Consider the following 26,196-nt stretch of genomic DNA (forward strand, 5'->3'; position numbering starts at 1 on the left):
CCGCTCTAGCTTCCCTCGACTCCCGCTGTGCTCGGGCCGGTCGGCATCGAGGGCACGGCCGGGGCGGCCGTCGCCGGTACGGCGAGCAGACTGTGCAGGCAGGCCACCATGCTGCGGGCCTGGACGTTCAGATAGTGGCTGTGCCGCAGCAGCTCCATCAGTTGATGGACCGCGATCCAGCGAAACTCCGGATGCTCGATCCCCTCCGCGGCCGTCTCCACGATCACGTACCGGCTCAGGGCGTGGTAGAAGCGCCCGCCCTCCTCCGAGAGCACCGTGTCGTAGCGGAGCTGGGAGGGGTCCGCCGACAGCACGGTGTCCAGGAACGGCGGCCGGGCCGCGGCCGGCAGCACGTCCACACTGTCCGGGATGCACTGCACGGTCGGGGCCAGTTCGGCCACGTCCAGGTAGCCGGGCTCCACGCGCGCGTGCATCAGCGCGTGCAGCACACCGTCGATCCGCGCCACCAGCAGGGCGATCACGCCCTGGCCCCGGGGCCGGATCATCGGCTGGTTCCAGTGGGCGACCTCCCGGCCCCCGGCGGTCACGTCCACCCCGATGACCGAGAAGAACTGGCCGCTCTCGTGCGTGATCGTCTCGGGGGTGCGCCGCCAGCCCCGGAGCCCGTCGAGCGCGATGCGGTCGGTCAGCACATCGGTGCCCGCGCGGGTGTCCGTGAGCCAGTTCAACAGTTCCCCGAGCGAGTGCCGGGCACCGGCCGACGGCCGGCAGGATCGCACCAGGGAGCCCCTGAAGCCCGTACCGTCGGAGCGCAGCACGGTGTCCACCCCGCTCGCCGACAGCGGCAGACAGGACAGCACCGACCGCAGATCCATGTTGACCCGGTCCTCCTCGGCGAGCATCGCGTACAGCTCGCCGAGGGTCAGCCAGGTGAACCCCTTGCGGAGTTCCACCTCCCGCGTGGTCTCCACCACCATGCTGCGATTGCGTTTGCGGTAGAACCAGGCGCCCTGCTCCGACTGGCGCACATCGGCGATCACATGATGGGCGCGGTGGTCGCGGAAGTACTCCAGATACGGCACGGCGCGGCCCTGATGGACCCGGGTGTAGTTGGAGCGGGTGGCCTGCACGGTGGGGGAGAGCTGGAGGCCGTTGCGGTTGCCCGGCTCGACCTTCGCCTGGACCAGAGCGCGCAGGACGCCGTCGTTCTCCTTCACCAGCAGGCCGAGCACCCCGATCTCCGGCTGGTTGATGATGGGCTGCGTCCACTCGGGAACCGGCCCGAGGGGCACCTGGGCCGCCAGGCCCTCGACGCTGAAGAACTTGCCGCTGTCGTGACGGATGTCGCCGGTGTCCCGGTCGCGGTGCCAGCCGCTGAGCCCGTCGAGCGGTATCGGGGCCACCTCGGTGTAGGCGTACCGGCCGAACTCGGTGAACCACCGTTGCACGTCCCGCACCCGCTGGGCCATGGGGGCGTCGCCGGACCCGTGGGCCAGCGACTCGGCGAGCCGTAGCGCGGTGTCGGCGGACCCGTGGAGCGTCCTCACGACCGCAGCGCCCGGTCGATCTCCAGGCACTTGTCGTAGTCGGGGAGCATGCCCGCCGCCTGCGCCTCGGCCAGGGTGGGTGCCTGGGTGTCCCGTTCGGACATGATCGGGTCGATGTCGCTCGGGATCGGCAGCCCGAGCGCGGGGTCGAGGACGGACAGGGCCATCTCGTCCTCCTTCACGTACTCGCCGGAGAGCATGTACGAGACCACCGTGTCGTCCTCCAGCGCGACGAAGGCGTGCGCGACCCCGACGGGGAAGTACATGGCGCGGCAGCTCGCCGGGTCGAGGACCACGCTGTCGGAGGCGCCGAAGGTGGGGGAGCCGACCCGGATGTCCAAGGCGATGTCCAACACCCGGCCCCGGGCGCAGTAGACGTATTTGGCGATGCCGGGCGGGCACACCGTGAAGTGCAGCCCACGCACCACCCCCCGCCGGGAGGTGCTGTGGTTGGTCTGGGCGACCTGGAAAAGGGAGTGCCCGGTCGCCTCGACGAAGGCGCTCTCCTGGTACGGAGAGGTGAAGGATCCGCGCCCGTCGTCGAAGACCCGGGGAACGAATTCGTAGGCGCCGTCGACGGCGAGTTTGCGTGACTGCATGGTGAAGGTCATCTGTCCGTCTCTCCCGAACTCAGCGGTATTCAGCGGTACTCGGCGGTCAGGCGTTCCAGGACCGGCACGATGTCGCGGGGCGCGGGCATGCCCAGCATCTCCCGGCGGACACCGGCCGCGTTCCGGGCGAAGGAGGGGTCCTCCAGTACGTGGACGAGCATGTCCCGCAGCTGGGCCGCGGTGAACCGGTCGACATCGGCCACGGCCAGGCCCGTGCCCGTCGACCGGAGGTGGCGCATCTTGTACGCGGAGTCCCAGAGCAGGTCCGGGACGATGATCTGCGGTACACCGTGCAGTTGGGCGTTCTGGAACGTCCCCGCGCCGCCCTGGTGGATGACGGCCGAGCAGCTCGGCAGCAGCGCGTCCAGCGGGACGAAGTCCACCACCCGGACATTGTCCGGCACCTTCGGTGACTCGCTCAGCTGCGCCGCCGACAAGGTGGCGACGACCTCGGCGTCCACGTCGGCGACCGCTTCCAGCAGATCCGTCACCGAAGCGCGGTCCGCCCCCAGCACCTCACGACCGGACGAGCCCAGGGTCAGACAGACCCGGGGGCGCTCCAACGGCTCGGCGAGCCAGTCGGGCAGCACGGACGGCCCGTTGTACGGGACGAACCGCACCGGCACATGGTGTTGGCCGGGCACCGGCAGCCGCATCGCGGCCGGTAGTCCGTCCATGGTCCAGTGCCCGGTGACGACGTCCTCCGTGAAGTGGCCGCCGTACTCGCCCAGGACCTCGCCGAGCCACTCGGCCAGCGGATCGGAGCGTTCACCGGCCGGCAGCCGGTCGTGCTCCTGGCGGAAGAGCTGCCGGGAGTGGCCCAGCAGGTCCGCGCCGAACAGCAGCCGTGCATGGGCGGCGCCTGTGACCGTCGCGGCGACGGCCCCGGCGAACGTATGGGTGTCCCAGACCACCAGGTCCGGCTTCCACCGCTGGGCGAAGCCGACCAGGTCGGCGACCGTGGACGCGGAGGAGAGCGTCGGATACACGTGGGTCGCCATCAGCTCGAAGGCGTTGCGTAGATAGTCGTAGGTACGGCGCTCCGGGCGCAGTCCGGACAGATCGGCATGGGTGAGGAAGTCCGGGTCGTCGGCCACTTCCTCGGAGTCGTTCCGCCGCCGGTTGACCCCGGACATCTGCACATCCAGATCCAGGCGTTCGCCGACCCCCACGGCCGTCAGACCGGTGTGGGAGATGTACTCGACGAGATCCGGCTGGCTCGTGACACACACGTCGTGGCCGGCCGAGCGCAGCGCCCAGGCGAGCGGGATCTGGATGTGCAGGTGGGACTTGGCGGCGAAGGTCGTGAACAGGACCCGCATCACAGCTCTCCTCTGCTTTCGCCCCGAAGCGTGGTGGGCGGCCCTCGCAGCCTGATCGACGACGGCTGGACGCCCGTTCGGCACCGGGCGCCCCGCCGTCTCGTGTCCGGAGGTCAGCCGGCCACGGCCGTGTCCCGGCCCTGGGTCGCCTGGTTGATCGTCGCGATCCGTAGCGCCGCCACCAGATCCCGGTACAGGTCGTCGGTGGCGAGCAGTTCGTCGTGGCTGCCCGTGGCCCGGCACAAGCCGTCCTCCATGACGAGGATCTGGTCGGCGTCGACGACGGTGGAGAGCCGGTGGGCGATGGTGATCACGGCGCCGCGGGCGGCGATCTCGACGACGGCGTCATGGATCGCGGACTCGGTCAGCCCGTCCAGCTGGGCGGTCGCCTCGTCCAGCAGCAGGATCTCGGGCTCGCTCACCAGGGCCCGGGCCAGTGCGATGCGCTGGCGCTCGCCGCCGGAGACGACGGTGCCGTCCAACGGGGTGTCCAGACCCTGTGGGAGGGAGCTGACCTTCTCGTCGAGCCGGACGGCCCGCAGTACGGCCCACAGGGCCTCGTCGTCCGCCTCGGGATCGGTGTAGCGCAGGTTCTCCCGCAGGGTGCCCGGCACCAGCGGGGTGTCCTGCTCGACGTAGACGATCCGCCGGCGCAGCTCGTCCAGCGAATACTGGGCGAGCGGGACGCCGTCGAGGGCGACAGCGCCGTCCTCCGGCTCCAGGAAGCGCAGGACGAGCGAGAACAGCGTGGTCTTCCCGGCGCCGGACGGGCCGACCACCGCGGTGTGCCCGCGGCGGGGTATGTCCATGCTGACGCCGTTCAACGCCCGCCTGGTGCCCGGTGCGTAACGGGCCGTCACCTGAGAGAAGGACAGTACGGGGGAGTGGATGCCGGCGACCGGGGCCGTGGTCCGCTCGGGCACCGTCGTGGTGTCCTCCACCGGCAGGTCCTGGATCTCGCGGATCCGCGCGGACGCGGCGAGGCCGGACTGGAGCAGGGAGACCGACTGGCTCAGTTGGGTGACGGGGTCGACGACCAGGAACGCGTACAGCAGGAAGGCGACCAGCCCGGAGACGGTCAGCTGGCCGAGGCTCACCCGCCAGGCGCCCAACCCCAGGATCACCAGGATCGCGCCCTGGAAGCCGACGCCGGTCAGCGTCCAACTGAGCGCCTCGATCCGCACCGCCCGCATCCGCTGCCGGAACGACTCGCGCGCCTCGCTCAGGATGCGGTCGCTCTCCCAGGTCTCGGAGCGGCTGGCCTTCACCGTACGGATCGCCCGCAGAGCGCCCTCGAGGACGCCGCCCAGTCGTCCGATCGCGGCCTGCGCCTCCTGCTGGGCCGCCGCCAGCGGCCGCATGACCAGGCCGATCACCGCGCCGATCAGGACGATCGTGGCGACCATGACGAGCAGCAGCACCCAGTCGAGCGCCGCCATCAGCACCAATGACCCGACCACCATGATCATCGAACTGAAGAACTCCAGCGCGGTCGAGGAGGCGGCCTCCCGCAGCAGCAGGGTGTCGGAGGTGACGCGCGTGACCAGTTCACCGGGCGAGCGCCGGCCCAGTCCGCCGACCGGTACGTGCAGCAGCCGTCGCACCATGGTGACCCGGGCGTCCAGGACCACCTGCTCCGCGATGCGGCCCAGCATGATCAGCCGGATCCACCCCAAGGCCGAACCGACGATCAGCAGGCCGACCAGGATCCAGATGGCCCGGGCCAGGGGTGCGGAGTCCGCCAAGCCGTCCAGGATGCCTTTGGTGGCCATGGGGGTGGCCAGCATGGTCCCGGTGGTCACGACTGTCAGGGCGAACGCCACGAGCAGCGGTCGGCGGTGCGGCCGTACGAAGGACCAGAGCACCCTCACGTTGGCGAACCGCACCGGGGGGCTCCCGGGGGGCGCGCCCCCTAAGACCATGCCCTCCACGCTCATGTCGCCGCCCCTCTCTCGATCCATTTCCGGAACGTCAGATCATCTAAATGGAACATTGATGTCCCAAAATAGCAGACTGATGACCCGAGATGGGTGATCCTCTGTTATGTTCGGCACATGGGCAGTGCAGATGTGGAGTCCGGAACACGTAGTCGTACCCGTCGCGCCATCCTGGGTGCGGCCGCGGAGGTGCTCGCCCAGGACCGCGCCGCGACGCTGGCCGAGATCGCCAAGGCCGCCCAGGTGGGACGCAGTACGCTGCACCGCTACTTCCCCGACCGGGACGTCCTGGTCCAGGCCGCGATCGCCGACGCCTATCTGGTGATCCAGCAGTCGGTCCAGGACGCGGCGGTCGGTGACGGTCCGCCGCTGGAGGGCCTGCGCCGACTGGTCGCGGCCCTGGTCGGCACGGGGGAGCGGCTGCTGTTCCTCTACGGCGACCCCCGCGTCCTCGACGGCTTCGACGCGGGCGACGAATCGGACTCCGTGGCACAGATGGTGACCGATCTGATCAGGCGCGGCCAGGCCGAAGGTGTCTTCGACCCCACGGTCTCGGTGGAGTGGATCCAGGACGCGCTCTGGGCGCTCGTCTACACCGGCTGCGACTCGGCCAGCCGCGGCGTTCTGCCGCGGCACGGCGTCGCGGCCTCGGTCATCCGCATGCTCGAGAACGGAATCCGAGCACAGACTTGAGGGGACGTGGACGTTGTGACGATCTTGGTGACCGGGGCGACCGGGAACGTGGGGCGCCAGGTGGTCCGCCGGCTGGTGGAAGCGGGTGAGGACGTACGGGCGTTGACCCGTTCGCCCGAAACGGCCGGCCTGCCCGCCGGAGCGCGGGTCGTCGCCGGCGACCTGGCCCGGCCCGAGACCCTGCCGGGGGCGCTGGCCGGGGTGGAGAAGATGTTCCTCTTCCCCGTCCTGGAGACGGCCGAGAAGGTGGTGGAGCTGGCCGTGGCGGCGGGGGTGCGGCGGATCGTGCTGCTCTCCTCCGCGACCGTCACCGCCGGCTACGACACCGAGTACCACCTTCCGGTCGAGCGGGCCGTGGAGGCGTCCGGCGTCGAATGGACCCACGTCCGGCCCGGCGAGTTCGCGGTCAACTCCCTGCACATGTGGGGCCCTTCCATCCGGGCCACGCGCAGCGTCGTCGACCCCTACCCCGACCGCGGCAGCACCCCCATCCACGAGTGGGACATCGCCGACGTCGCCGCTGCCGCCCTCGTCGAGGCCCGGCACGTCAACACCGCGTACACGCTGGCCGGCCCTCAGACGCTGACGCAGCGCGAACAGGTCGCCGCCATCGCCGCGGCCATCGGCGAGGACATCCGCATCGAGGAGCTCGGCGTGGCCGAGGCGCGCGCCTTCTATCACCGTCAGGGCGGCTGGGCGGCGGCCAACGCCGACTTCCTGCTCGGCTACGAGGACTACTCCGGCGTCGAATCAGCACCCGCCGAGCCCGCCGACCTCGCCGAGGCCGAACCGGAGCAGGCCCCGGGAACGGTCACCGCCGACGCGGTCACCGGACGGCCCGCGCGGCCCTACACGGAATGGGCCCGCGACCACGCCGCCGACTTCCGCTGAAGGTGCCGTCGCGGAGGCAGGGCCGGCGTCCACGCGGCCGAAGGCGGCGGCACTCCAGCGCGATACGAGCCGAATCCGCCCCCGCGCACCTACGGTGAGCGGCGAACGGACGTTCACGGCAGAGGAGTTGGGGATGCGGGTCCTGTTCACGACGTTCGCGGCACGGTCACATCTGTACGCCCAGGTGCCACTCGCGTGGGCGCTGCGGGCAGCCGGTCACGACGTACGGATCGCCAGCCAGCCGGATCTGGCCGACGACATCATCCGCACGGGACTGACCGCGGTTCCGGTCGGGGAACCGCTCAACCAGGCCGAGGACGCGGCCGTCGTCGACGACCGGGCCTGGGATCGGACCGAGGCGGAGGCGAACCCGTACGCGGTCGACCTGGCCACCTGGCCCGAGCTCCTCGACATCGCCGAGACCGCCCCGCAGCGGCTCACCCCGGAGCACACCCAAGGTGTGTTCGCGGCCTACGCCCCGCTGCTGTTCCGCTACTTCTCCTGGCAGATGACCGACGACCTGGTCCGGTACGCCCGCGACTGGCGTCCGGACCTGGTCCTGTGGGACCCGCTCACCTTCGCCGGCCCGGTCGCCGCACTGGCCGGCGGTGCCGCACACGCCCGGATGCTGTTCGGTCTCGACCTGGTCGGCTGGATGCGCGGGCACCATCTCGCCGCCCAAGCGGGGCGGCCGGCCCCGCTGCGGGACGACCCCATGTCCGAGTGGCTGGGCTGGACCCTGGCCGAATACGGCCTCGACTTCACCGAGGAGGCCGTCACCGGCCAGTGGACCATCGACCCCGTACCCGGCTCGCTCGCCCTGCCCACCGGCGGCCTGCGCGTCCCGATGCGCTACGTCCCCTACAACGGACCCTCGGTCGTGCCCTCCTGGGTGCACGAGCCGCCCGCCCGGCCGCGCGTCTGCGTCACCCTCGGCGTCTCCCAGCAGGAGGTGTTCGGCCGCGACCGGGCCTCCGTGGCCGAGATCATCGCCGCGGTCGCCGCCCTCGACGTGGAGGTGGTGGCCACCCTCAACGCCGCACAGGTGGCCGCCCTCGGTGCCCCGCTCCCGACGAACGTCCGCGTCGTGGACTTCGTACCGCTCGACGCGCTGCTCCCCAGCTGTGCGGCGGTGATCAGCCACGGCGGGGCCGGTACGTTCCAGACCGCGCTCGCCCACGGCGTACCGCAGATCCTCGTTCCCGACATGATCTGGGACACCGCCCGCAAGGCACAGCGGCTGGAGGCGGCCGGAGCCGGACTTCGGATCACCGACGTGGACCGCTTCTCCGCTGCCGAGCTGCGCGCGCTGCTCGCCCGGGTCCTCGACGAACCCTCGTTCGCGCACCGCGCGGCGCGACTGCGCGACGAGATGATGGCCGCCCCCGCGCCGAGCGATCTGGTGCCGACGCTGGAGCGCCTGACCGCACTGCACAGGCCCCCGCGTCATGGCCGTCAGGTGAGCGAGAGGCCGCCGTCCACCGGCACCACCACGCCATTGGCGTAGCCGGCCTCGTCCCGGGCCAGCTGGGTGATCCACCAGCCGATCTCGGCGGGCGTACCCACCCGGCCCGCCGGCGCCCGGGACCCCATCTCCGCGAGGAAACCGGCGTACTGCTCCTGCGACATGCCCGTCCGCACCCCGATCCCGCTGTCGACGACACCCGGAGCCAGGCCCACCACCCTGATCCCGCGCGGCGCGAGCTCCACCGCCCAGGTCCTGGTGAGGAAGTCCAGGGCCACCTTGCTCGCCCCGTACACACTCGCTCCAGGCCAGGTCCGCAGCCCCAGGGATCCCGAGGTGCTGACATTGACCACGGTGCCGCCGCTCGCCTCGAGCGCCTCCAGCGCGGCCCGGGTCAGCGCGATGGGCGCCAGCAGATTGGTGGCGATCTGAGTCTCGTCGTGCTTGCGGGAGTGGTCGGCGAGGGTGCCGTGCAGCGCCACCGCCGCGTTGTTCACCAGCACGTCGATCCGGCCGAAGACGCGCAGCGCCTCGGCCACCACCTCCTCGGCCGCGCCCTCCGTGGTCAGGTCGGCCACGGCCGTGCGGATGGAGTCGTACCCCTCGGCCGTCCCGGTCAGACTCTCGGGCGTACGTCCCACGACGAGCACCCGGGCGCCCTGCTCGGCGAACGCGTGCGCGGTGGCCCGTCCGATACCGGTGCCGCCGCCGGTGACCACGACGACCGGCCCGTCCTCGGCCGGCGCCGGGCGGACCGTACGGAGCGGGGTGTACAGCTGCGGATCGCTGGACGCGAGCGCCCGCAGGGCGGCCGCGTGCTCCAGGAACTCCGGCCGGGCGACCGCCCGCTGCAGCGACCCGGCGTCCCGCCAGCGGGCGATGTTGACGTACCGCCCCGGATCCTTCGTGTGCCGCACGAGCGTGTGCTCGATGAATCCCGGCTGCCGTGCCATGTACTGCGACGTCCGGGCGAACGCCGCCTCGAACTCGGCCGGTGAGGCGGACAACGTGAAGGTGTTGACGAAGGTGACCCCGTCACCGGGTACCTGAACGGTCATGCGCACACACCCCTCTGCAAGGTCTTCGACTGGGCCGGGCCAGCATGAGCGACGCCTCTCGCGGTCGGCTGGGGACGCGTTGGACGCCGTCGAGCGGAAGTCGACGCGTCGGCGATCACCGGATGTCACGTTGCACGCACCTGCCCGCCGAGGAGAAAGCCCAGGAGCGCCGCCGATGAGCCATCAGACAGACGCCGTACGACGGGTGATCAACGCCTTCAACACCGGAAACGCGGATGATGCCGCCGAGTACCTCCACGAGGAGTATCTGAACCCCGCCGTGCTGGAGCACGGCATCCCGCCGGGCCCCGCCGGCTTCGCCATGATCGTCAAATGGGTCAAGGCGACCTTCTCCGAGGAGGCCCACCTGGAGGAGGTCAAGATCGAGGAGAACGGCGAGTGGGTCCGCGCGTACCTCGTCCTCTACGGCCGGCACGTGGGCAACCTGGTCGGCATGGCGCCCACCGGCCGGCGGTTCGCGGGCGAGCAGGTGCACCTGTTCCGCTTCGTGGACGGCAAGATCCGCGATCACCGGGACTGGCCGGAATTCCAGGGCACCCTGCGCCAGCTCGGTGACCCCTGGCCGGAGGCCGGCGGCTGGCGGCCCTAGGCCGTCTCTTTCGGATCTTGCCGGGCCCGGCCCGCCCGGCACGGTACCTCATCCCCCAGACTCCGTCCGGGGGGACCCCCAGGTTGTCGGGGCACTCGAGTACGTCCAGTACACGAGCGCCCCTCCGCCTTGCGATGCACCGCACCGGACGACCCGGGCCCATACGACAAGATCCGAAAGAGACGGCCTAGCCTCCAGCGGTATCCGGTCCGTTCACCACCGGCCGTTCCTACGGTGGCGCGCATGGGCACCCTCATGGTCACCGGCGGGGCCGGATTCATCGGATCGCATGTCGTCAGGCACTGGCGCGGTACCCGTCCGGGGGACCGCGCCATTGTCGTGGACGCGCTGACATACGCCGGAAACACCGCACCTCTCGACGACCTCCGCGACGACATCGCCTGCGAGCACGCGAGCACCGACGACCCGGTCACCATCTCCGACCGCGCCGACAACCACGCCGAGCACCGCTCCTGGTGGGAGCCGCTCCTGGACCGAGTCCCGCTCGACGAGGCCGGACGCGGCGGGGGAAGGGGCGGTCGATGAGACTGCGGCTCACGGCACTCGGCGCCCTCGCCGCCACCCTGCTCGGCCTCGCGCTGCCCGGCCCCGCGCAGGCGCGGCCCCAGAACCCACCCGGCGCGCGCATGGCCTGGGCGGCCTGCCCGGAAGCGCCCGAGGACCCCGCACTGCGGTGCGGCCGGATGACCGTCCCGGTCGACTGGGCCGACCCGGACGGTCCCGCCCTCGACCTCGCGCTCGTGCGACGGGCCGCTGCCGATCCGTCCCGGCGCATCGGGGTCCTCTTCCACGGCCAAGGCGCACTCGGCGGCTCCGGTGTCGACGCCGTACTGCACAATCCACAGCTCTTCTCGGCCGGGACGAGCAGCCGGTTCGACCTCGTCGCCATGGACGTACGCGGCACCGGGCGGAGCAACCCGGTCCTGTGCGACGCGGCCGCCTACCCGGGCGGGGTGCCGGCCGTCCCGGCCACCGCCGCCCAGTTCGCCCGAGCGGTCGAGGCGCACCGCGCGTTCGCGAACACGTGCCGCAGTCGCACCGGACCGGTCTTCGACCACATGGACAGCCGCAGCGTCGCCCGCGACATGGACGCCGTCCGGGCAGCCCTGGGCGAGCGGCAGCTCTCCTTCTACGGCGACTCCTTCGGGACGCTCACCGGTCAGGCGTACGCCGAGCTCTTCCCCACCCGGCTGCGCACCGCGGTCTGGGAGAGCAACCTGGACCACACCGTGGACCTTTCCCGCTGGGTCGCCGACCGGTCCGCGGCCGTGGAGGACTCGTTCCGGGGCTTCGCCGACTGGTGCGACCGCACCCCCAGCTGCCCCCAGCGGGCCGGAGGAACGGCCCGCTGGTACGACCGGCTGCACGCCAAGGCCGAGCGGGGCGAGCTCACGGCCACCGTCCCCGGCGCGCCGCCCTTCACCCTCGACGGATATCTGCTCAGCACCCAGGTGTCGTTCTTCTTCTTCCAGCGGCGCTGGGCCGAGCTGTCCGACTGCCTCACTCAGGTCGACGCCGACCGGACCGGATGCCTCTTCGGCGGCGGCGAGCAGGGCGCGGCCGCGACGGCCCTCCCGCCGGGCACGCTCCACCACCCGCAGAGCGCCGCCTTCTGCGCGGACCACCGGATGCCGGTGAACGGCGTCGCCGACGTCCTGCGGCTGCGCGAGGTCGCCCTGGCCAACGCTCCGCACACCGGACTCACCGCCGTGGCCTGGGGCGCCGTCACCGACTGCCTCGGCATGACGGGCGAGACCAGGAACCCGCAGCGGCCGCTGCGTCTGGGCGGCCAGGCACCCACGGTGCTGCTCACCAACAGCCGCCACGACCCCTCCATGCCGCACCGCTGGGCCGAACGGGTCACCGCCCAGGCCTTCCCCAAGGCCAGGCTGCTCAGCTACGAGGGCTGGGGCCACGGAAGCTACTGGATCAGCGACTGCGTACGGGCCCAGGTCGACCGCCACCTGGCGCGGCCCCAGGCGTGGACGCCCCCGTGGACGAGCTGCCCGGGGCCGGCGGAGCCGTAGTCTCCTCGCGCGGAGGGGGCGGGCCCACCGGGTGGGCCCGCCCCCTCCGCCGTTCCGGCGCCGTTCAGCCGACGAACTCCCGGGCGATCGCCATCACATACCGCCCGTAGTCGGACTTGGCGATCCGCTCCCCCAGCGCGTGGCACGCCTCCGCGTCGATGAACCCCATGCGCAGGGCGACCTCCTCCACACAGGCGATCCGGATCCCCTGGCGGTGCTCCAGGGTGCTCACGTACTGGGTCGCCTCGTGCAAGGACTCCGGGGTGCCGGTGTCCAGCCAGGCGAACCCCCGCCCGAGATCGATCAGCCGTGCCTTGCCCCGCTCCACATAGACCTGGTTCACCTCGCTGATCTCCAGCTCGCCGCGGGGCGAAGGAGCGATGTTCTTGGCGATGTTGATCACGTCGTTGTCGTAGAAGTACAGGCCCGTGATGGCCCGGTTGGACTTCGGCCGGGCCGGCTTCTCCTCGACGGACAGCAGCCGTCCCTCGGCGTCCGTCTCACCCACGCCGTACCGGTGCGGATCGTGCACGGCGTACCCGAACAGCACGCAGCCGTCCACCTCGCCGGCGTTCTCCGCCAGGACGTCGGAGAACCGGTGGCCGTGGAAGATGTTGTCGCCGAGCACCAGGGCGACCGAGTCCGACCCGATGTGGTCCGCACCGATGATGAACGCCTCGGCGAGGCCGCCCGGATGAGCCTGCTCCGCGTAGCCGATCTCCAGACCGAGATGCGAGCCGTCCCCGAGCAGCCGCCGGAACTGCGGAAGATCCGCCGGAGTGGCGATGATCAGGATCTCGCGGACGCCGGCCAGCATCAGCACCGACAGCGGGTAGTAGATCATCGGCTTGTCGCCGACCGGGATCAGCTGCTTCGACACCGCGAGCGTGATCGGGTACAGCCGGGTGCCCGAGCCTCCGGCCAGAATGATGCCTTTCATGTCCGTCCCCTCCTCATGCCGTTCCGTCGTCTCCGGCCGGTGCTCACAACCGCCCCGCCTGGTGGGGGAACCGCCGGGCCCGTCCACGTACCTCGTCGACCAGCCGCGCCTGACGCAAGGTGATCTCCTCGTCCAGCGGCCCCTCGGCGCCCGAGCGGACGGCCGCGGCGAAGGCCCGTACCGCGCCGCGCACCTGATGGTCCGCGGCGACCGCCAGTTCGGTGACCCGGTCCTGTTGCGCGATCCGCACCGGCGGCTTCAACTGCTCGGGTGGGGTGAACGCGCGTTCCACCGTCACCCGGCCCGCCCTGCCCCACAACGCGTAGTGCGACCGGTAGGCGTGGTCGAACCCGAAGGAGACCTGCGCCGCCGTGCCGTCGACGGCCGACAGCAGCGCCGTCCCCGCCACATCGACGCCGGTGCGCTCGTCGATCCGCAGCGTCGCCGCCAGCACCTCCAGCTCACCGTGGAGATAGAGCTGAGCCGCGCGCAGCGGGTAGACCCCGGTGTCCAGCAGCGCGCCGCCGCCCAGCTCCGGCCGGTAGCGGAAGCCGGCCGGATCGAGCGGGGGCACCCCGAAGGAGCTGCTGAACACCTGCACCGCCCCCACCACGCCCTCGTCCAGCAGCCGCCGCACCGCACCGTGCTGCGAGTGGTGCAGGAACATGAAGTTCTCGGCGAGGACCAGACCACGGGCCCTGGCCTGCTTCATCAGGTCCAGGGTGTCGGTGTAGGAGGTGCACAGCGGCTTCTCGCACAGCACGTGCTTCCCGGCCGCCAGCGCCTCGGTGACCCACCGGTGGTGCAGGGCCGGCGGCAGCGGGATGTACACCGCGTCGATGTCGTCCCGCCGCAGCAGCGTGTCGTAGCCGACGGTGCCGTCGCATCCGAAGCGGTCCGCCGTCGAGGCCGCCTTGTGCCGGTCGCGACTGGCCACCGCCACCAGCTCGGCGCACTCCTCCTCCACGAGGACCGGAAGCATCCGGCGCAGCGCGATGTCGGCACACCCCAGCACGCCCATCCGCAACGGGCCGCGGCGGGCCTCCTTCACAGAGCGGCCAGTACGTCGCGCAGCGCGCCGATCACCTTGTCCTGGGTGTCGGGGGACAGGGAGGGATACATCGGCAGGGAGAAGATCTCGCCCGCCACCCTCTCGGTCACCGGCAGCGCGCCCTTCTCGTACCCGAGGTGGGCGAAACCGGTCATGGTGTGGATCGGCCACGGGTAGCTGATGTTGAGGGAGATGTCGTAGGCCTTGAGCGCTTCGATGATGGCGTCGCGCCGCGGGTGGCGCACCACGTAGACGTAGTAGACGTGGTCGTTGCCGGGCGCGATCGCCGGCAGCACCAGCTCGGTGTCGCCCAGGCCCTCCGCGTACCGGCGGGCCACCTCCCGCCGGCCCTCGACATAGCGGTCGAGCCGGGTGAGCTTGCGGCGCAGGATCTCCGCCTGGAGCTCGTCCAGACGGCTGTTGTGGCCGGGGGTGCGCACCACGTAGTAGCGCTCCTCCATGCCGTAGTAGCGCAGCCGGCGCAGATTCCGCTCCACCTCGTCGTCGGAGGTCACCGTCGCGCCGCCGTCGCCGTACGCTCCCAGCACCTTGGTCGGGTAGAAGGAGAACGCCGCGGCCCGGCCCATCGTGCCGGCGAGCCGCCCGTGGTGACGGGCTCCGTGAGCCTGGGCGCAGTCCTCGAAGAGCACCAAGCCGTGCCGCTCGGCGAGCGCCTGGAGCGGCGCCATGTCGACGCACTGCCCGTACAGGTGCACGGGCAGCAGCGCCCGGGTGCGGGGGGTGATGGCCGCCTCTACCTGGTCGACCCGCATGAGGTAGGTGTCGGGGTCCACGTCCACGAAGACCGGGGTCGCGCCGGTGCCGTCGATGGCGACGACGGTCGGCGCCGCGGTGTTCGACACCGTGATCACCTCGTCGCCGGGGCCGATGCCGCAGGCCTGGAGCCCCAGCTTGATGGCGTTGGTGCCGTTGTCCACGCCGACGCAGTGGGCCAGCCCGTGGTAGGCGGCGAACTCCTCCTCGAAGCCGCGGACGCTGCCGCCGAGCACCAGCTGCCCGGAGCGCAGCACGGTTTCCACCGCGTCGTGGATGTCGTCGCGTTCGTTCTCGTATTCCGGCAGGTAGTCCCACACATGGGTGGTCATCGCTGGTCGAGCCCTTCTGGTAGGTCGGTGGTGCTCGGCCGGCGGCGGACGCCGACGAAGAGTCCCCGGCCGGTCGGTGCGCCGGGCAGGTACTCGACGGAGCAGTCGGCGTCCAGGAACGCCTGGGTGTACTCGTCCTTGGTGAACAGCGTCAGCACGTCGATCTCGGTGAACTCATGGATGCCGGAGGCGTCGCCGACCAGGAACCGGACCTCCATCCGGGTCGCCCTCCCCTGGAGCACCGAGTGCGAGATCCGGGCGACGGTCAGCCCGTCCTCCCGCCCCAGGTCGCCGGCGACGTAGCCCTCGACGTGGTCCTCGGGGAACCACCACGGCTCGATCACCAGCACGCCACCGGGCGAGACATGGTCCGCCATCGCCCGTACCGCGGCCCTCATCTCCTCGACCGTGCCGAGATAGCCGATCGCGCAGAACATGCAGACCACCGCGTCGAAGGTGTTCTCCAGCGAGAAGTCGCGCATGTCTCCCTGGTGCAGGGGGACATCGGGCAGCCGCTGCCGCGCCAGCTCCAGCATGGGCGGCGCGATCTCCAGCCCTGCCGTCTGCTCGAACTCCTCGCGGAACGTGGCCAGATGGGCCCCCGTGCCGCACGCCACGTCCAGCAGCGTCTTCGCCTGCGGCATCCGCTCGCGGATCAGCCGGGTCACACCTTCGGCCTCCGCCGCCCAGTCCTTGCCACGGCTGCGGTAGAAGATCTCGTAGATCTTGGCCAGTTCCTTGCCGTACATCATTCTCCCTGGGGTCGGTCGGGTCGGTCGGGTCGGTCGGATCGGTCCTCGACGATGGCCACTGCTCTGGCCCAGCCCGCCCCCGCGCCGGTGATCTTCACGGGGAAGCAGGAGACCTGGAATCCGTACGGGGCGGGCAGCGCGTCGAGACCGGCGAGTCGCTCGATCTGGCAGTACTCCCGTCGCCGTCCGGCGAAATGGGCAGGCCACAGCACCGAACGGTCCCTGGTGGCCCGGTAGCGGGCGATGATGTCGCCGAACGGGGCGTCCAGGCTGAACGCGTCGGTCCCGATCACCCGCACGCCCATGTCGAGCAGCAGCTCCACGGCGGACCCGTCGAGTCCCACGAAGTCGGTGAAGTACGACGCCGTGCCCACCCGGGCGTCCGCGCCCGTCCGCAGCAGCACGATGTCCAGCGGCTCCGGCTCCCGCCCGATCCTGGCGAACTCCTTCGCCAGCCGCTCCGCGCCCACCACCCCGGTCGGCGCGTCGGTCAGGTCGAGGACCATCCCGGGGCGGTGGAACCAGTCGAGCGGCATCTCGTCGATGTGCCGGGGAACTCCGGTCCCGTACGCGGCCTTCGAGCCGTAGTGCGACGGGGCGTCGACATGGGTGCCGGTATGAGTCGTGAGCGAGATCCGGTCCAGGGAGAGGAACTCGCCGTCCGGGAGTTCGTCCGGATCGAAGTCGATGCCGAAGTGCTCCCGCATCTCCGCGCTCATGTGCACGGCACCCTGACGCGGTGTGAGGACGTCATGGACCACCGGGTCGGGTTCGACGAAGGACGAATCGATGGGCGAGGACAGATCGATCAGGCGCATACATCACCTTCGGGCCGCCGGAACGCAAGGGTGTTGCGATCGTGCGCGCAGCGGAGCGAAGCTCGATGGAGGATGGCTGAAGCGGCGCATTGAACGGATCTCGAAGCCGGTGCGGGATCGTCCTCCCGCCCCCACCAGCTTCGAGCATCGAGGAGAGCGCCCGTGTCAGACGCCGTGTCCGCACAAGTGGTCGCCGATGTCCAGCAGTTCTACGCACGCCATATGCAGCTGCTGGACGCCGGGGACGCCGACGGCTGGGCCCGTACATTCACCGAGGCCGGGGTCTTCGCCCCGCCCTCGCTCCCCGAACCGGTCCGCGGCCGCGTCGCACTCGCCGCCGGCGTGCGCGCGTCGGCCGCCGGTCTCGCCGAGGCCGCCGAAGTCCACCGGCATGTGCTGTCCATGGTGCATGTCGACCCGCGCGACGACGGCACCCTCGCGGTCCGCAGCTACGCGCAGATCTTCGCCACCCCGCGGGGCGGTGAGCCGCGGTTGCACCTGATGTGCGTCTGCGAGGACGTGCTCGTCCGTGAACAGGGCGAACTGCTCGTGAAGGAGCGACGGGTCACCCGCGACGACCGTCCCTGAGCCGGTCCCCGGGCCGCTCCCTCAGTCGCCCAGCCGCACCGTGAGCGAGGCGAAGTCACGCAGCGGCATGGACCGGCGGCGCACCGGCTTCGCGGCGAACGCAGCCCGGGGAGCCGGTGCGTGCGCCATCGCCATCAGCACCGCGGCGATCTCCGTCCGAGCCGGATTGATGCCCGGACAGTGGTGCACACCCCCGCCGAAGACCAGGGTGCGGGGCGCCGCCCGCGCCGGGTCGAACCGGTCCGGATCCACGTTGGCCTCCGGGTCCCGGTTCGCCGCGCCGAGCAGTCCTCGAACCGGGCGAGGACGTAACTGCCCAGCCGGCGGCGGAAATGCACCGGCGCATGGGTCCGCAGCTCGGCGTGGAGCGGGTACGGATCGTCCTACCCGGGGGCGAGAAGACGGTCCAGGACGTGGTCCGCGGTGTTCATCGGGGGCTCCCTCGATCGGTGGGCCGGCCATCGCACCGGCTCGGTACGGGTGCGGGCACGCGTGCGCGTGCGCTGCGCCGGGCGTGACGTGCGCAGTGTGGACGACGCCCTTCGAGCGCGGCTCAACGCAAACTCGATGACCCTCGGTCAGGGTGGCGGGATGACTCAACTCCCCGTCCCCGAACCGCCCCACGAGAGCCGGGTCTGGTTCATCACCGGAGCCTCCCGTGGGCTCGGCCACGCCTTCGCCGAAGCCGCGCTCGCGGCCGGAGACCGGGTCGTCGCCGCGGCCCGTGACACCTCCGCCCTGGACGTCCTGGGCCGCGGGCACGGCGGGCGCCTGGTGCCCCTGCCCCTGGACGTGAGCCGCCGGGCGGACGTCTTCGCCGCGGTGGAGCGCGCCACGGCGGCCTTCGGCCGGCTCGACGTCGTCGTCAACAACGCCGGGCAGCTCCTCTTCGGCATGGTCGAGGAGGCCACCGAAGAGCAGGCCCGCGCCCACCTCGACATCAACTTCTTCGGCGCGCTGTGGGTGACCCAGGCCGTCCTGCCCGTCCTGCGCGCCCAAGGCTCCGGCCATCTCTTCCAGGTCACTGCGATGGGGGCGGGCGGCGGCGCGGCGGGCACCGGGCTCTACGGCGCCGGGAAGGCGGCGCTGGCGGCGGTCGGCGAGGCCGTCGCCGCCGAGGTCGAGCCCTTCGGCATCCACGTCACCGTCCTGGAGCCGGGCGGCTACGACACCGGCCTCGGCCACCTCGGTACGACCGCCACCACCCCCCATCCGGCCTACGACGGCGCCCGTGCCGCCCTGGAGGCGTCCTGGGCCGCGTACCCGCCCCCGGCCTCCCCGGCCGCGGCCGCCGCGGTCGTCCTGGCGCTCTCCCGCACGGACAGCCCGCCGCGCCGGATCGTGCTCGGCGATCGGGCGTACGACGACGTGGTCGCGGACCAACGGAACCGCTTGCACGCCTACACCGATTGGGAACACCTGAGCCGCGAGGGCGGATGACGAGATGCGCGTGCTGTTCACCCCCTTCCCGGCCACCACCCATGTGAACACGCAGGTGCCGCTTGCCTGGGCGCTCCGCTCGGCGGGTCATGACGTCCGGATGGCCAGCCAGCCGGACGTGCACGAGGACATCCTCGCCGCCGGACTGACGGCGGTTCCGGTCGGCGAAGTGCTCGACGTCGGCGCCAAGATGAACCAGCAGGAGGAACCCGAGCCGGACGGCCCTGCCGGGCAGGACCGGGCGGAGGACTCCTGGCTCGACGTCCTCGACATCGGCGAGCTGCGCCCGGAGAAGCTGACGTACGACTACGTCCACGGGGTACTCACGACCTGGAGCCATGTCGTCCACCAGGCCACCAATCCACGCCCGGTGATCTCCGAACTGGTCGACTTCGCCCGGTACTGGCGGCCCGACCTCGTCGTGTGGGACACCATGTACTACGCCGGTGCCGTCGCGGCCATGGCCACCGGTGCCGCCCACGCCCGCCTGATGTTCGGCCTCGACCTCATGGGCTGGATGCGCTCCCACTACCACGACCTGCTCGCGAGCCGCCCGGCCGCGCTCCACGAGGACCCGTTCGAGGAGTGGCTCGGCCCCCTCCTCGCCGAACACGGCCTCGAGTTCGCCGAGGAGGCCGTACTGGGCCAGTGGACCGTCGACCCCCTGCCCACCTCCCTGCGCCTGCCCGTGGACCACCCCTACGTCCCGGTCCGCTACCTGCCGTACAACGGCCCGTCGGCCATCCCCGACTGGCTGCGCGAGCCGCCCGCCCGCCCGCGGGTGTGTCTCACCCTCGGGCGCTCCTTCCGGGAGATCGTCGGCGGCGACCGGGCCTCCGTACGCGCCCTCCTCGACGCCGTCGGCGACCTGGACGTCGAGGTGGTGGCGACCCTCACCGCCGGCCAGCTCGACACCCTGACGGACGTCCCCGGCAACGTCCGGGTGGTGGACTTCGTCCCCCTGGACGTCCTGCTGCCCAGCTGCGCCGCCATCGTCCACCACGGAGGATCGGGCACCGTCGCCACGGCGCTCGCCCACGGCGTGCCGCAGATCATGCTGCCCGCCCGGATGTGGTGCAACATCCCCAAGGCCCGGCGGGTCGCGGACCGCGGCGCCGGACTCGTCCGGCCTGCCGAGGAGTTCTCCGCCGCCGAACTGCGCGCGATGCTCGTCCGCGTCCTGGACGATCCGTCCTTCACCAGGGCCGCTGCCGCGCTGCGCACCGAGTCCCTCGCCGCCCCGGCCCCGGCCGACCTCGTCCCCGTACTGGAACGGCTCACCGCCGCACACCGACCGCCTCGCCAAGGAGTGAAGAACCGATGACCGACCTGAACGCCCTCCCCACGGCCGCCGTCCTGGGCGCGACCGGCTGCGTCGGCCGTGAGGTGTGCGCCGCCCTCGGCCGGGCCGGTTACGACGTCCTCGCCGTGGCCCGCGGGCCCCGGCCGGACCTCGCCCCGCACGCCTTCCACGCCCTCGACGTCGCGGCGGCCGACCCGGCCGCACTCGCGGCCCTGCTCACCACCGCGCGCGTGGAGGTGGTCGTCAACGCGACCGGAGGCTGGGTGTCGACCGAGGAGGCCATGCACCACGCCCATGTCCGGCTGGTGGACCGGCTCCTCGCGGCGACCGCCCTCATGCCCCGACGGCCCCGGATCGTCCAGGTGGGAACGATCCACGAGTACGGTTTCGTCCCTGACGGCGTCCCCATCGACGAGCGCGTCGAACCGAACCCGACGACGCCGTACGCGCGCACCAAACATGCCGGCTCCGAGGCGGTGCTCGCCGCCACCCGGGCCGGCGAGGCCGACGGCGTGGTGCTGCGCGCCGTCAATGTGTGCGGGCCGCACACCACCCGGGCGAGCTTCCTCGGCACGGTGATGGCCAAGCTGGCCGAGGCGTCCGAGGCGTCCGAGGCGTCCGAGTCGGAGGGGCTGGAGCTGACCATCGCCGACGCCCGGCGCGACTACGTCGACGTCCGCGACCTCGCCGACGCCGTCGTCCGGGCCGCCCGCGCCCCGGTCGTCGGACAGGTGATCAACATCGGGCGGGGCGAGGCGGTGAGCATGCGGGAACTGGTTTCCCTGCTGGTGTCCGCCTCCGGGATACCGCCGCACGCGGTCAGGGAGCGGTCCGCGCGGGTGGAGAGCAAGGGCGGCGGCTGGACGCAGGCCGACATCACCCTGGCCGGCCGGCTGCTCGACTGGCGTCCACGGATCCCCCTCGCGAGGGCGGTGGCGGACATGTGGGCCACCGATCGTGCCGTACGATCCGCAGCTCACGGCCGCCCGGCCGACTGAGCGCCAGCGACACCACCCACCCCTGCCCGGCCGGGCCCTGAGCAGTCACCCACTGCGCGAACTGCCAGTCGGCGCCTTCCGGATGCACGGCCGGGTCCAGCCGTGGCGCACCGGTGGTGGGCGGGCCGAAGACCAGACCGGCGAAGGGCAGCCGCATCCCGACCCCCAGCGCCTTGGCGTAGGCCTCCTTGAGCGTCCAGTAGCGCAGGAACACCTCCGAGCGGTGCTCCGGCGCGGCTGCGGCGAGGACGGCGGCCTCGGCCGGGGCCAACACGTCCCCCGCCAGGAGCGGCACGTCGACGGTCCGCCCGGCCGGCTCCACGTCGATCCCGCAGTCGGCGTCCCGTACCACCACACACACCACCTGGTCGCGGGTGTGGGACACGTTGAAGCGTACGGACGTGTGGCGCCGCGGGGCCGCGATCTGCGGGCGGCCGTGCGGTCCACGGGTGAATGACCAGGCAGCCGGGGCGACTTCGGGCTCCATCTCGGACAGCGCGCACCGCAGGAGACCCCGCGCCACCAGGAACGTGTGTCCGGCCCGGGGGTCGCGATGGGCGGCCAGCCGGGCACTCTCCTCGGGCGACAGCAGAGCCGCCCGGCCAGCGACACGGGTGGGGTCGAGCTGCCAGACATGGGCCTCATCCGGGTGCATCCGGCAGGTCTATCCGTTCGGTCGCCGGCTGTCCACCGCCGCAGACCGGGCCCGGATCCGTCCACGGTCCCGCCCGAGATGACAGTGGCGCCCTTCCAACGATCTGGCTGCGGTCGACAGCCCGGTCCTCTCGGCCTGACAGCGTGCGCACAGGAGCGGGTCGGGCCCGACGCCCGCAGGCGCGGCTGCGACACCTGACGGAGCTGCTGAGTGGTCGGGGAGGGGGGCGTCGTTCTGACGGGCAGGCTACTGCGAGGCGTCGGCAGCCGTGCGGTGGAGAAGGTGTTCGTCGAGGACGATGGTGTTGCTGCTTCGGACGGTGCCGTGGAGGTCTGAGAGGTTGCCGTCGAGGTGGATGGTCTTCCCTGCAGTGCGGTAGGTGCCGGTGTTGACGCCGATCTTGAACGCGGGGCAGTTCTCCAGGTTGCAGATCACGTTGTTGATCTGCTCGAATCGGCCGTCCGCGGTGAAGGTCAGCTTCTCGATGTAGAAAGTGATTCCCGGGCGGTCCTTGTCGACGGACTCGGTCCACTGCCCTGTCACCCGAGTCTGCCCTGCGGCCGGGGCGTCAGCCGGTACCTGTGCGGCGGCAGAGCCGGTGGTGGCCGTCATGGCGGCCAGGAGCAGCAGTGTGGTGCCCACTGCCGACCGGATCGTCGTCTTCATCTGTGCGCTCATTCCTGTTCGTCGGTCCGTGGTCCGTGGTCCGAGGTCTGTGGCCCGGGGAGGACGGGGCGGGGGAGGCGTGGGCGACCGGGTGTGACAACACCCTTGATTCGGCCCGTACCGCCCGACAGCACCCGCGGGACGTACTTCCGGGCGTGGCGGGCCAGACCATATCTGTTCACATGCTGCTCCTGTTTCCCGCCGGAAGGGGCCGCGTCTCGTTTCGGCTGCCTCGTGAAAGCGCCGAACAATCGACGTCGACCGCAAGGGACACAGAGACGGTGCCCGGGCCGCTGTCCGTCGTGTGGCACATGCACGGACGCGGATTGGCCGAGAGACACCACGCTCGTCCCCATGTGGCCGGGCAGGTCGGACTCGACCTCGTCCTGAGGGGCGGGCTTCTGACGCCGGGCGGTGGCGTCGGGCCGACGACCCGGAGCCGTGTCGCCGCCGGAGGCGGGGGGTGCAACGATGAACGGGGGCGCGGATCGAGGTGGGCGATGAAGGCTCCTTCCGACAGGCGGGCCGGGCGTGGCGAGAGCCTGTTCAGCAGGCCTGACCGGGCGGTCATCACCGCGGCGGCACTGTCGATGCTCCTCGTGCAGATGGACTGGTTCGCGCTCAACCTCACGCTTCCCGTGATCGCCCGGGACTACGGCGAACCGACCACCGACCTGCAGTGGCTGGTCAGCGGCTACATGCTCACCCTGGGTGCCTTCATGATCACTGGAGGTCGGGTCGCCGATGTCCACGGCAGACGCCGGACGCTCGTCTGCGGACTGGTCGGGTTCGGCGCCGTCTCGGTCTTCTGCGGCTTGGCACCGTCCACGGCCTGGCTCGTCGCGGGGAGGGTGGTGCAGGGCGTGACCGCCGCGTTCATCTTCCCCGTCGCCGTGGCCGTCGTCACGGGCTACTTCCGGGACGACCGGCAGGGCCGGGCCGTCGGCACGGTGCTGGCCTTCAGTGCCGTGGGCACCGCCCTGGGGCCGTTCGTGGGCGGAACCCTCGCCGAACACGTCAGCTGGCGAGCCGTCTTCTTCCTCAACGTGCCGATCTGCGCCGCCGCCGCCGTCCTGATGCTCCGCCACGTCCCCGAAACCCGCGACACCCACGCTTCGGGGCGGCTCGACCTGCCGGGCGCGGCCACGCTCGCGGGCGGCCTGACGCTGATCATGCTCGGCGTGGACCAGGGAGCCGCTTGGGGCTGGACGTCCCCTGCGACGTGGGGCTGTCTCGTCGCGGGAGCCGCTCTGCTGACCCTCTTCGTCCGGATCGAGCGACACAGCGTGGAGCCCCTGCTCGATCTGGGGCTGCTGCGGAACGGCCCGTTCGTCACCATCACGCTCGCCGGGTCCCTGTCCAACGTCGTCTACTGTCTGGTCGCCGTGTTCTCGGCGCTCTACCTCCAGCAGGCGCGGGGCCTGTCGCCCTTCACCGCCGGGTTGGTCTTCCTCGCGCTCTCGGTGGGCGCCGGTACCGCCAGCTACTTCTCGGGACATCTCGCCCGCCGATGGCGGCCCGAGGTGCTCATGGCCGGCGCCATGCTCCTCAGCGGCACTTCCGTGCTCGTCCTGACCTGGTCGACGCCGCTCGCCCTGTACGTGGTGGTCTTCGCGGTCGTCGGCACCGGTCTCGGCCTCGGCTGGGCCCTGACCAACGTCGCCACGCAGTCGTACGTCCCCCCGACCCGTCTTGCCGCCGCGTCCGGCTTCGTCCTGACGTCCCTGGTCCTGCTCGGCGCGCTGGCGGTCGCCGTCGCCTCGACGGTGCTGGAAGCCCTCAGCGGTTCGGCGCCAGGCGCGGCCTCCGACGGCGCGGCCATCGAGACGGTGCTGCGCGCCGCGGCCGTACTCGCCCTGCTCGGGGGAGGGCTGCTGCTCCGCCTGGTCCGCGTACCGGCCGACCGACGCCGGGGGACGTCACGCTAGGGTCCACGTACGGGCGGCCGTCCGGCGCAGGAGCAGAAACCCTGGCCACGCTCCGGCGCCCGGTGGGCACGGTGCCGGCTCACACGCCGGGAGCGGCCCCGTCGCCGCCGGCCTCCGGTCGGAGGGTGCGTGTCCGGCGGAGCTCCTCGGCGACTTCGTGTGCCCGACCCGGGTGGTAGACCGTCACCGTGTCCCTCGCAGCGCCCCGGGGTGTGTACCGGTACGTGCGAATGCCGTGGCGGTCGGCCAGTTCGTCGACCGCGCTGACGGGCACCTGCCACAGGTCGGCCAGGGCCGATGCCGTCCACCACTCGTCGGGGCAGATGAAGTTCCGGTCGATCTCCTTCTGGTATTCGACCGCCGTTCGAGCTGCGCCGAGTCGGTCGGTCAGCCAGGCGAGCAGGCATGGTGTTCCGACCAGGGACACGGGGGCGCGGAAGCCCGGCTCGCAAGCGATCTCCTCTCCGCGTCCCATGTGCAGCACGACTTTGATCGACTTCCGTTGCCCGAGTCTGAACCGCTCGACGATGACGACGCGCTCAAGATCGGCCGCGGCAATGGTGGACGACCGCAGGAAACGGGCGATCACGAGGTGCGTCGCGTTCTCGTGCGGGCGGAACTCGATCCACCGGACCATCGTGGCCGGCACCATCCACATCAAGCCCAGAACGAGCCCGACCACGGCCAGCACCGTCAACCCGAGGACGACCCAGAACAGGGCCCAGGCCACCGCGGAGTCCGTGAACAGGATGACAACCAGGAACGCCAGGAGGAGGGGGGCCGCGATCCACAACGGAACCAGGACGCTCGCGCCGAGCGCGACACCCAGCTCGCGCAGGCGACTTGGCACGAACAGCAGCCGCGCACCAGCTGCTGTCACCGACACGACTCCCGCCGGTGGATCCGGGTCACGAGTGGTCATGGGACGAATATAGGCACCGTCGGCGGAAGGGGTAAGGGGCGCGGACAGCGCGTCGGTCCCATCCGGTCCCAGCGTGCAGCCGTCGCCGGTGTCCGGCTCGCTCTTCGCCCTGTCCGTAGGGGACCGGGCGGTTCTCGTGGCCGCTCGATCGCCGAGGCCACAGGGGCAGGTGTCACCCGGGGTGCGTCCACGTTCTGGACGACGCCCGTTTCCCCGAGGGCGGACGGTCCTCGGCCGGGGTGGCTCGGCAGCCCCGGTCCCTGGGCAAGGCGGCAACCGCCGGATCGCGGCATCCGACTTCACCCCGTGCCGCTCATCCGCCCGCCGCCAGGACCAGCGCGAGGAGAAGGAGGAGTCCCCCGGCCGAGGCGATGACGATCGACAGCTGGAGCAAGCGGTGTTTGCGCCAGGCTATCGCGCTGCACGCCACGATGTCCCGCGCCAGGACCTCCAGTACGCCGCCGGTCAACGCCCCGGCAAGTGCGGCCGGGTCCCACAGTCGCAGGTGCCCGAAGTAGACGAAGTTCGTGGCGGCTTCGCCCGGTACGTGGCGTGCCCGCATGCGCGGCATCACTACCATGACCGCGCACGCGGCGGCTGCGACGAACAGCAGGGCACCGCACCAGAACAGGCCGGGCCGGATGTCTCCGGGGAGGCCGCGGCCCCCGGTCGAGAGCGTCACCAAGCCGGCCAGCACGGCCATTTCCAGTGTGAGCACCACGGAGGCCTTGGTGTCGACGCGACCGGTCCATTCGGCGACGGCCGTGTGGATGCGCCAGGCGGTGTCCAGAGCCGGAGTGGGAGGAGGCGGGGGAGCGGGCGTTACGGCGGCAGGTGGCATGACGGCGGTGTCCCTTCCTTCGGTGGCACGGCCGACGATACGGAG

24 protein-coding genes and 2 pseudogenes are annotated in these 26,196 nt (G+C 71.5%); 11 read left to right on the forward strand and 15 right to left on the reverse strand.

Annotation, left to right across the window (positions count from 1 at the left end; genetic code table 11):
- Positions 1 to 5: 5 nt before the first annotated feature.
- The 4 genes from OG624_RS35610 to OG624_RS35625 all read right to left on the reverse strand — a co-directional run bounded on the left by OG624_RS35610 (position 6) and on the right by OG624_RS35625 (position 5,327).
- Positions 6 to 1,430, reverse strand: coding sequence for an NDP-hexose 2,3-dehydratase family protein (locus OG624_RS35610; RefSeq protein WP_078909716.1), 1,425 nt, complete (start codon positions 1,428 to 1,430; stop codon positions 6 to 8).
- Between the two features lie 74 nt (positions 1,431 to 1,504).
- Positions 1,505 to 2,119 (reverse strand): dTDP-4-dehydrorhamnose 3,5-epimerase family protein, encoded by a 615-nt coding sequence (locus OG624_RS35615; protein ID WP_033226360.1) that lies wholly within the window; start codon positions 2,117 to 2,119, stop codon positions 1,505 to 1,507.
- A 29-nt stretch (positions 2,120 to 2,148) separates the two neighbouring features.
- Entirely contained in the window at positions 2,149 to 3,441 is a 1,293-nt protein-coding gene (locus OG624_RS35620; RefSeq protein WP_371640335.1) for an activator-dependent family glycosyltransferase, read from the reverse strand.
- Between the two features lie 113 nt (positions 3,442 to 3,554).
- Complete coding sequence (locus OG624_RS35625) at positions 3,555 to 5,327, reverse strand: ABC transporter ATP-binding protein (RefSeq protein ID WP_033226358.1); 1,773 nt, start codon at positions 5,325 to 5,327, stop codon at positions 3,555 to 3,557.
- Positions 5,328 to 5,495: 168 nt separating this feature from the next.
- Here OG624_RS35625 and OG624_RS35630 point away from each other — a divergent pair, with 168 nt between their 5' ends.
- The 3 genes from OG624_RS35630 to OG624_RS35640 all read left to right on the forward strand — a co-directional run bounded on the left by OG624_RS35630 (position 5,496) and on the right by OG624_RS35640 (position 8,469).
- The gene (locus OG624_RS35630; RefSeq protein WP_161290880.1) at positions 5,496 to 6,071 is read left to right on the forward strand and encodes a TetR/AcrR family transcriptional regulator; all 576 of its coding nucleotides are present in this window, start codon (positions 5,496 to 5,498) and stop codon (positions 6,069 to 6,071) included.
- Between the two features lie 15 nt (positions 6,072 to 6,086).
- On the forward strand, positions 6,087 to 6,962 hold the full coding sequence (locus OG624_RS35635; protein WP_033226356.1) for an SDR family oxidoreductase: 876 nt from the start codon (positions 6,087 to 6,089) through the stop codon (positions 6,960 to 6,962).
- A gap of 133 nt (positions 6,963 to 7,095) precedes the next feature.
- Positions 7,096 to 8,469, forward strand: coding sequence for an activator-dependent family glycosyltransferase (locus OG624_RS35640; RefSeq protein ID WP_371589261.1), 1,374 nt, complete (start codon positions 7,096 to 7,098; stop codon positions 8,467 to 8,469).
- Here the strand turns inward: OG624_RS35640 and OG624_RS35645 are convergent.
- Positions 8,418 to 9,485 carry an SDR family oxidoreductase gene (locus OG624_RS35645; RefSeq protein WP_371640336.1) on the reverse strand — a complete coding sequence of 356 codons (1,068 nt, stop codon included), beginning with the start codon at positions 9,483 to 9,485 and terminating at the stop codon, positions 8,418 to 8,420. The genes OG624_RS35640 and OG624_RS35645 overlap by 52 nt on opposite strands.
- A gap of 175 nt (positions 9,486 to 9,660) precedes the next feature.
- Here OG624_RS35645 and OG624_RS35650 point away from each other — a divergent pair, with 175 nt between their 5' ends.
- The 3 genes and pseudogenes from OG624_RS35650 (at position 9,661) to OG624_RS35660 (ending at position 12,143) form a co-directional block, all read left to right on the forward strand.
- Positions 9,661 to 10,095: an ester cyclase gene (locus tag OG624_RS35650; RefSeq protein WP_161290887.1), complete on the forward strand. Its 435-nt coding sequence runs from the start codon at positions 9,661 to 9,663 to the stop codon at positions 10,093 to 10,095.
- Positions 10,096 to 10,338: 243 nt separating this feature from the next.
- Positions 10,339 to 10,488, forward strand: a pseudogene (locus OG624_RS35655) (NAD-dependent epimerase/dehydratase family protein); the annotation flags it as partial.
- A gap of 149 nt (positions 10,489 to 10,637) precedes the next feature.
- Complete coding sequence (locus OG624_RS35660; RefSeq protein ID WP_371640337.1) at positions 10,638 to 12,143, forward strand: alpha/beta fold hydrolase; 1,506 nt, start codon at positions 10,638 to 10,640, stop codon at positions 12,141 to 12,143.
- 64 nt (positions 12,144 to 12,207) lie between these two features.
- Here the strand turns inward: OG624_RS35660 and rfbA are convergent, their stop codons facing one another.
- Genes rfbA through OG624_RS35685 form a run of 5 tightly spaced genes read right to left on the reverse strand, consistent with a single transcriptional unit; the run spans position 12,208 to position 16,810 of the window.
- Positions 12,208 to 13,083 carry a glucose-1-phosphate thymidylyltransferase RfbA gene (gene rfbA / locus OG624_RS35665; protein WP_371589264.1) on the reverse strand — a complete coding sequence of 292 codons (876 nt, stop codon included), beginning with the start codon at positions 13,081 to 13,083 and terminating at the stop codon, positions 12,208 to 12,210.
- Positions 13,084 to 13,126: 43 nt separating this feature from the next.
- A complete protein-coding gene (locus OG624_RS35670; RefSeq protein WP_371589265.1) occupies positions 13,127 to 14,134 on the reverse strand; it encodes a Gfo/Idh/MocA family protein in 1,008 nt (335 codons plus the stop codon).
- The gene (locus OG624_RS35675) at positions 14,131 to 15,240 is read right to left on the reverse strand and encodes a DegT/DnrJ/EryC1/StrS family aminotransferase (RefSeq protein WP_326749658.1); all 1,110 of its coding nucleotides are present in this window, start codon (positions 15,238 to 15,240) and stop codon (positions 14,131 to 14,133) included. Before OG624_RS35675 ends, OG624_RS35670 begins: the two co-directional genes overlap by 4 nt.
- Complete coding sequence (locus OG624_RS35680) at positions 15,237 to 15,989, reverse strand: class I SAM-dependent methyltransferase (protein ID WP_371640906.1); 753 nt, start codon at positions 15,987 to 15,989, stop codon at positions 15,237 to 15,239. Before OG624_RS35680 ends, OG624_RS35675 begins: the two co-directional genes overlap by 4 nt.
- A complete protein-coding gene (locus tag OG624_RS35685; protein WP_371640338.1) occupies positions 15,989 to 16,810 on the reverse strand; it encodes a cyclase family protein in 822 nt (273 codons plus the stop codon). The genes OG624_RS35680 and OG624_RS35685 overlap by 1 nt, the downstream gene beginning before the upstream one ends.
- A 162-nt stretch (positions 16,811 to 16,972) precedes the next feature.
- Here OG624_RS35685 and OG624_RS35690 point away from each other — a divergent pair, with 162 nt between their 5' ends.
- A complete protein-coding gene (locus OG624_RS35690) occupies positions 16,973 to 17,398 on the forward strand; it encodes a nuclear transport factor 2 family protein (RefSeq protein WP_033226350.1) in 426 nt (141 codons plus the stop codon).
- Positions 17,399 to 17,419: 21 nt separating this feature from the next.
- Here OG624_RS35690 and OG624_RS35695 read toward each other — a convergent pair whose 3' ends face one another.
- Positions 17,420 to 17,650, reverse strand: coding sequence for a hypothetical protein (locus tag OG624_RS35695; RefSeq protein ID WP_371594065.1), 231 nt, complete (start codon positions 17,648 to 17,650; stop codon positions 17,420 to 17,422).
- A 339-nt stretch (positions 17,651 to 17,989) separates the two neighbouring features.
- On the opposite strand from OG624_RS35695, the gene OG624_RS35700 reads away from it, so the two are divergent.
- From OG624_RS35700 to OG624_RS35710, 3 genes are read left to right on the forward strand one after another with little or no spacing between them, the layout of a single operon-like run.
- Positions 17,990 to 18,838 carry an SDR family NAD(P)-dependent oxidoreductase gene (locus OG624_RS35700; RefSeq protein WP_371594066.1) on the forward strand — a complete coding sequence of 283 codons (849 nt, stop codon included), beginning with the start codon at positions 17,990 to 17,992 and terminating at the stop codon, positions 18,836 to 18,838.
- Between the two features lie 4 nt (positions 18,839 to 18,842).
- Positions 18,843 to 20,162 carry an activator-dependent family glycosyltransferase gene (locus OG624_RS35705; RefSeq protein ID WP_371594068.1) on the forward strand — a complete coding sequence of 440 codons (1,320 nt, stop codon included), beginning with the start codon at positions 18,843 to 18,845 and terminating at the stop codon, positions 20,160 to 20,162.
- Complete coding sequence (locus tag OG624_RS35710; protein ID WP_371640339.1) at positions 20,159 to 21,139, forward strand: NAD-dependent epimerase/dehydratase family protein; 981 nt, start codon at positions 20,159 to 20,161, stop codon at positions 21,137 to 21,139. The genes OG624_RS35705 and OG624_RS35710 overlap by 4 nt, the downstream gene beginning before the upstream one ends.
- A gap of 22 nt (positions 21,140 to 21,161) precedes the next feature.
- On the opposite strand, the pseudogene OG624_RS35715 reads toward OG624_RS35710, so the two are convergent.
- Positions 21,162 to 21,794: pseudogene (locus OG624_RS35715) on the reverse strand (4'-phosphopantetheinyl transferase family protein); the annotation flags it as partial.
- A gap of 246 nt (positions 21,795 to 22,040) precedes the next feature.
- A complete protein-coding gene (locus tag OG624_RS35720; protein ID WP_371594071.1) occupies positions 22,041 to 22,460 on the reverse strand; it encodes a hypothetical protein in 420 nt (139 codons plus the stop codon).
- Between the two features lie 500 nt (positions 22,461 to 22,960).
- On the opposite strand from OG624_RS35720, the gene OG624_RS35725 reads away from it, so the two are divergent.
- Positions 22,961 to 24,388 carry an MFS transporter gene (locus OG624_RS35725; protein ID WP_371640340.1) on the forward strand — a complete coding sequence of 476 codons (1,428 nt, stop codon included), beginning with the start codon at positions 22,961 to 22,963 and terminating at the stop codon, positions 24,386 to 24,388.
- Between the two features lie 79 nt (positions 24,389 to 24,467).
- Here OG624_RS35725 and OG624_RS35730 read toward each other — a convergent pair whose 3' ends face one another.
- Together OG624_RS35730 and OG624_RS35735 are read right to left on the reverse strand one after the other, a co-directional pair.
- Entirely contained in the window at positions 24,468 to 25,310 is an 843-nt protein-coding gene (locus tag OG624_RS35730; protein WP_371640341.1) for a hypothetical protein, read from the reverse strand.
- Positions 25,311 to 25,623: 313 nt separating this feature from the next.
- Complete coding sequence (locus OG624_RS35735; protein WP_371589272.1) at positions 25,624 to 26,151, reverse strand: Pycsar system effector family protein; 528 nt, start codon at positions 26,149 to 26,151, stop codon at positions 25,624 to 25,626.
- Positions 26,152 to 26,196: the final 45 nt, after the last annotated feature.

Source organism: Streptomyces virginiae (assembly GCF_041432505.1).
GTDB lineage: Bacteria > Actinomycetota > Actinomycetes > Streptomycetales > Streptomycetaceae > Streptomyces > Streptomyces virginiae_A.

Coding starts and splice junctions, on each gene's coding strand:
- OG624_RS35620 (WP_371640335.1), bottom strand. CDS start 3,441: ATGCGGGTCCTGTTCACGACCTTCGCCGCCAAGTCCCACCTGCACATC.
- OG624_RS35630 (WP_161290880.1), top strand. CDS start 5,496: ATGGGCAGTGCAGATGTGGAGTCCGGAACACGTAGTCGTACCCGTCGC.
- OG624_RS35730 (WP_371640341.1), bottom strand. CDS start 25,310: ATGACCACTCGTGACCCGGATCCACCGGCGGGAGTCGTGTCGGTGACA.
- OG624_RS35675 (WP_326749658.1), bottom strand. CDS start 15,240: ATGACCACCCATGTGTGGGACTACCTGCCGGAATACGAGAACGAACGC.
- OG624_RS35705 (WP_371594068.1), top strand. CDS start 18,843: ATGCGCGTGCTGTTCACCCCCTTCCCGGCCACCACCCATGTGAACACG.
- OG624_RS35685 (WP_371640338.1), bottom strand. CDS start 16,810: ATGCGCCTGATCGATCTGTCCTCGCCCATCGATTCGTCCTTCGTCGAA.
- OG624_RS35610 (WP_078909716.1), bottom strand. CDS start 1,430: ATGGCCCAGCGGGTGCGGGACGTGCAACGGTGGTTCACCGAGTTCGGC.
- OG624_RS35700 (WP_371594066.1), top strand. CDS start 17,990: ATGACTCAACTCCCCGTCCCCGAACCGCCCCACGAGAGCCGGGTCTGG.
- OG624_RS35680 (WP_371640906.1), bottom strand. CDS start 15,989: ATGTACGGCAAGGAACTGGCCAAGATCTACGAGATCTTCTACCGCAGC.
- OG624_RS35645 (WP_371640336.1), bottom strand. CDS start 9,485: ATGACCGTTCAGGTACCCGGTGACGGGGTCACCTTCGTCAACACCTTC.
- OG624_RS35710 (WP_371640339.1), top strand. CDS start 20,159: ATGACCGACCTGAACGCCCTCCCCACGGCCGCCGTCCTGGGCGCGACC.
- OG624_RS35640 (WP_371589261.1), top strand. CDS start 7,096: ATGCGGGTCCTGTTCACGACGTTCGCGGCACGGTCACATCTGTACGCC.
- OG624_RS35650 (WP_161290887.1), top strand. CDS start 9,661: ATGAGCCATCAGACAGACGCCGTACGACGGGTGATCAACGCCTTCAAC.
- OG624_RS35615 (WP_033226360.1), bottom strand. CDS start 2,119: ATGACCTTCACCATGCAGTCACGCAAACTCGCCGTCGACGGCGCCTAC.
- rfbA (WP_371589264.1), bottom strand. CDS start 13,083: ATGAAAGGCATCATTCTGGCCGGAGGCTCGGGCACCCGGCTGTACCCG.
- OG624_RS35720 (WP_371594071.1), bottom strand. CDS start 22,460: ATGAAGACGACGATCCGGTCGGCAGTGGGCACCACACTGCTGCTCCTG.
- OG624_RS35660 (WP_371640337.1), top strand. CDS start 10,638: ATGAGACTGCGGCTCACGGCACTCGGCGCCCTCGCCGCCACCCTGCTC.
- OG624_RS35725 (WP_371640340.1), top strand. CDS start 22,961: ATGAAGGCTCCTTCCGACAGGCGGGCCGGGCGTGGCGAGAGCCTGTTC.
- OG624_RS35735 (WP_371589272.1), bottom strand. CDS start 26,151: ATGCCACCTGCCGCCGTAACGCCCGCTCCCCCGCCTCCTCCCACTCCG.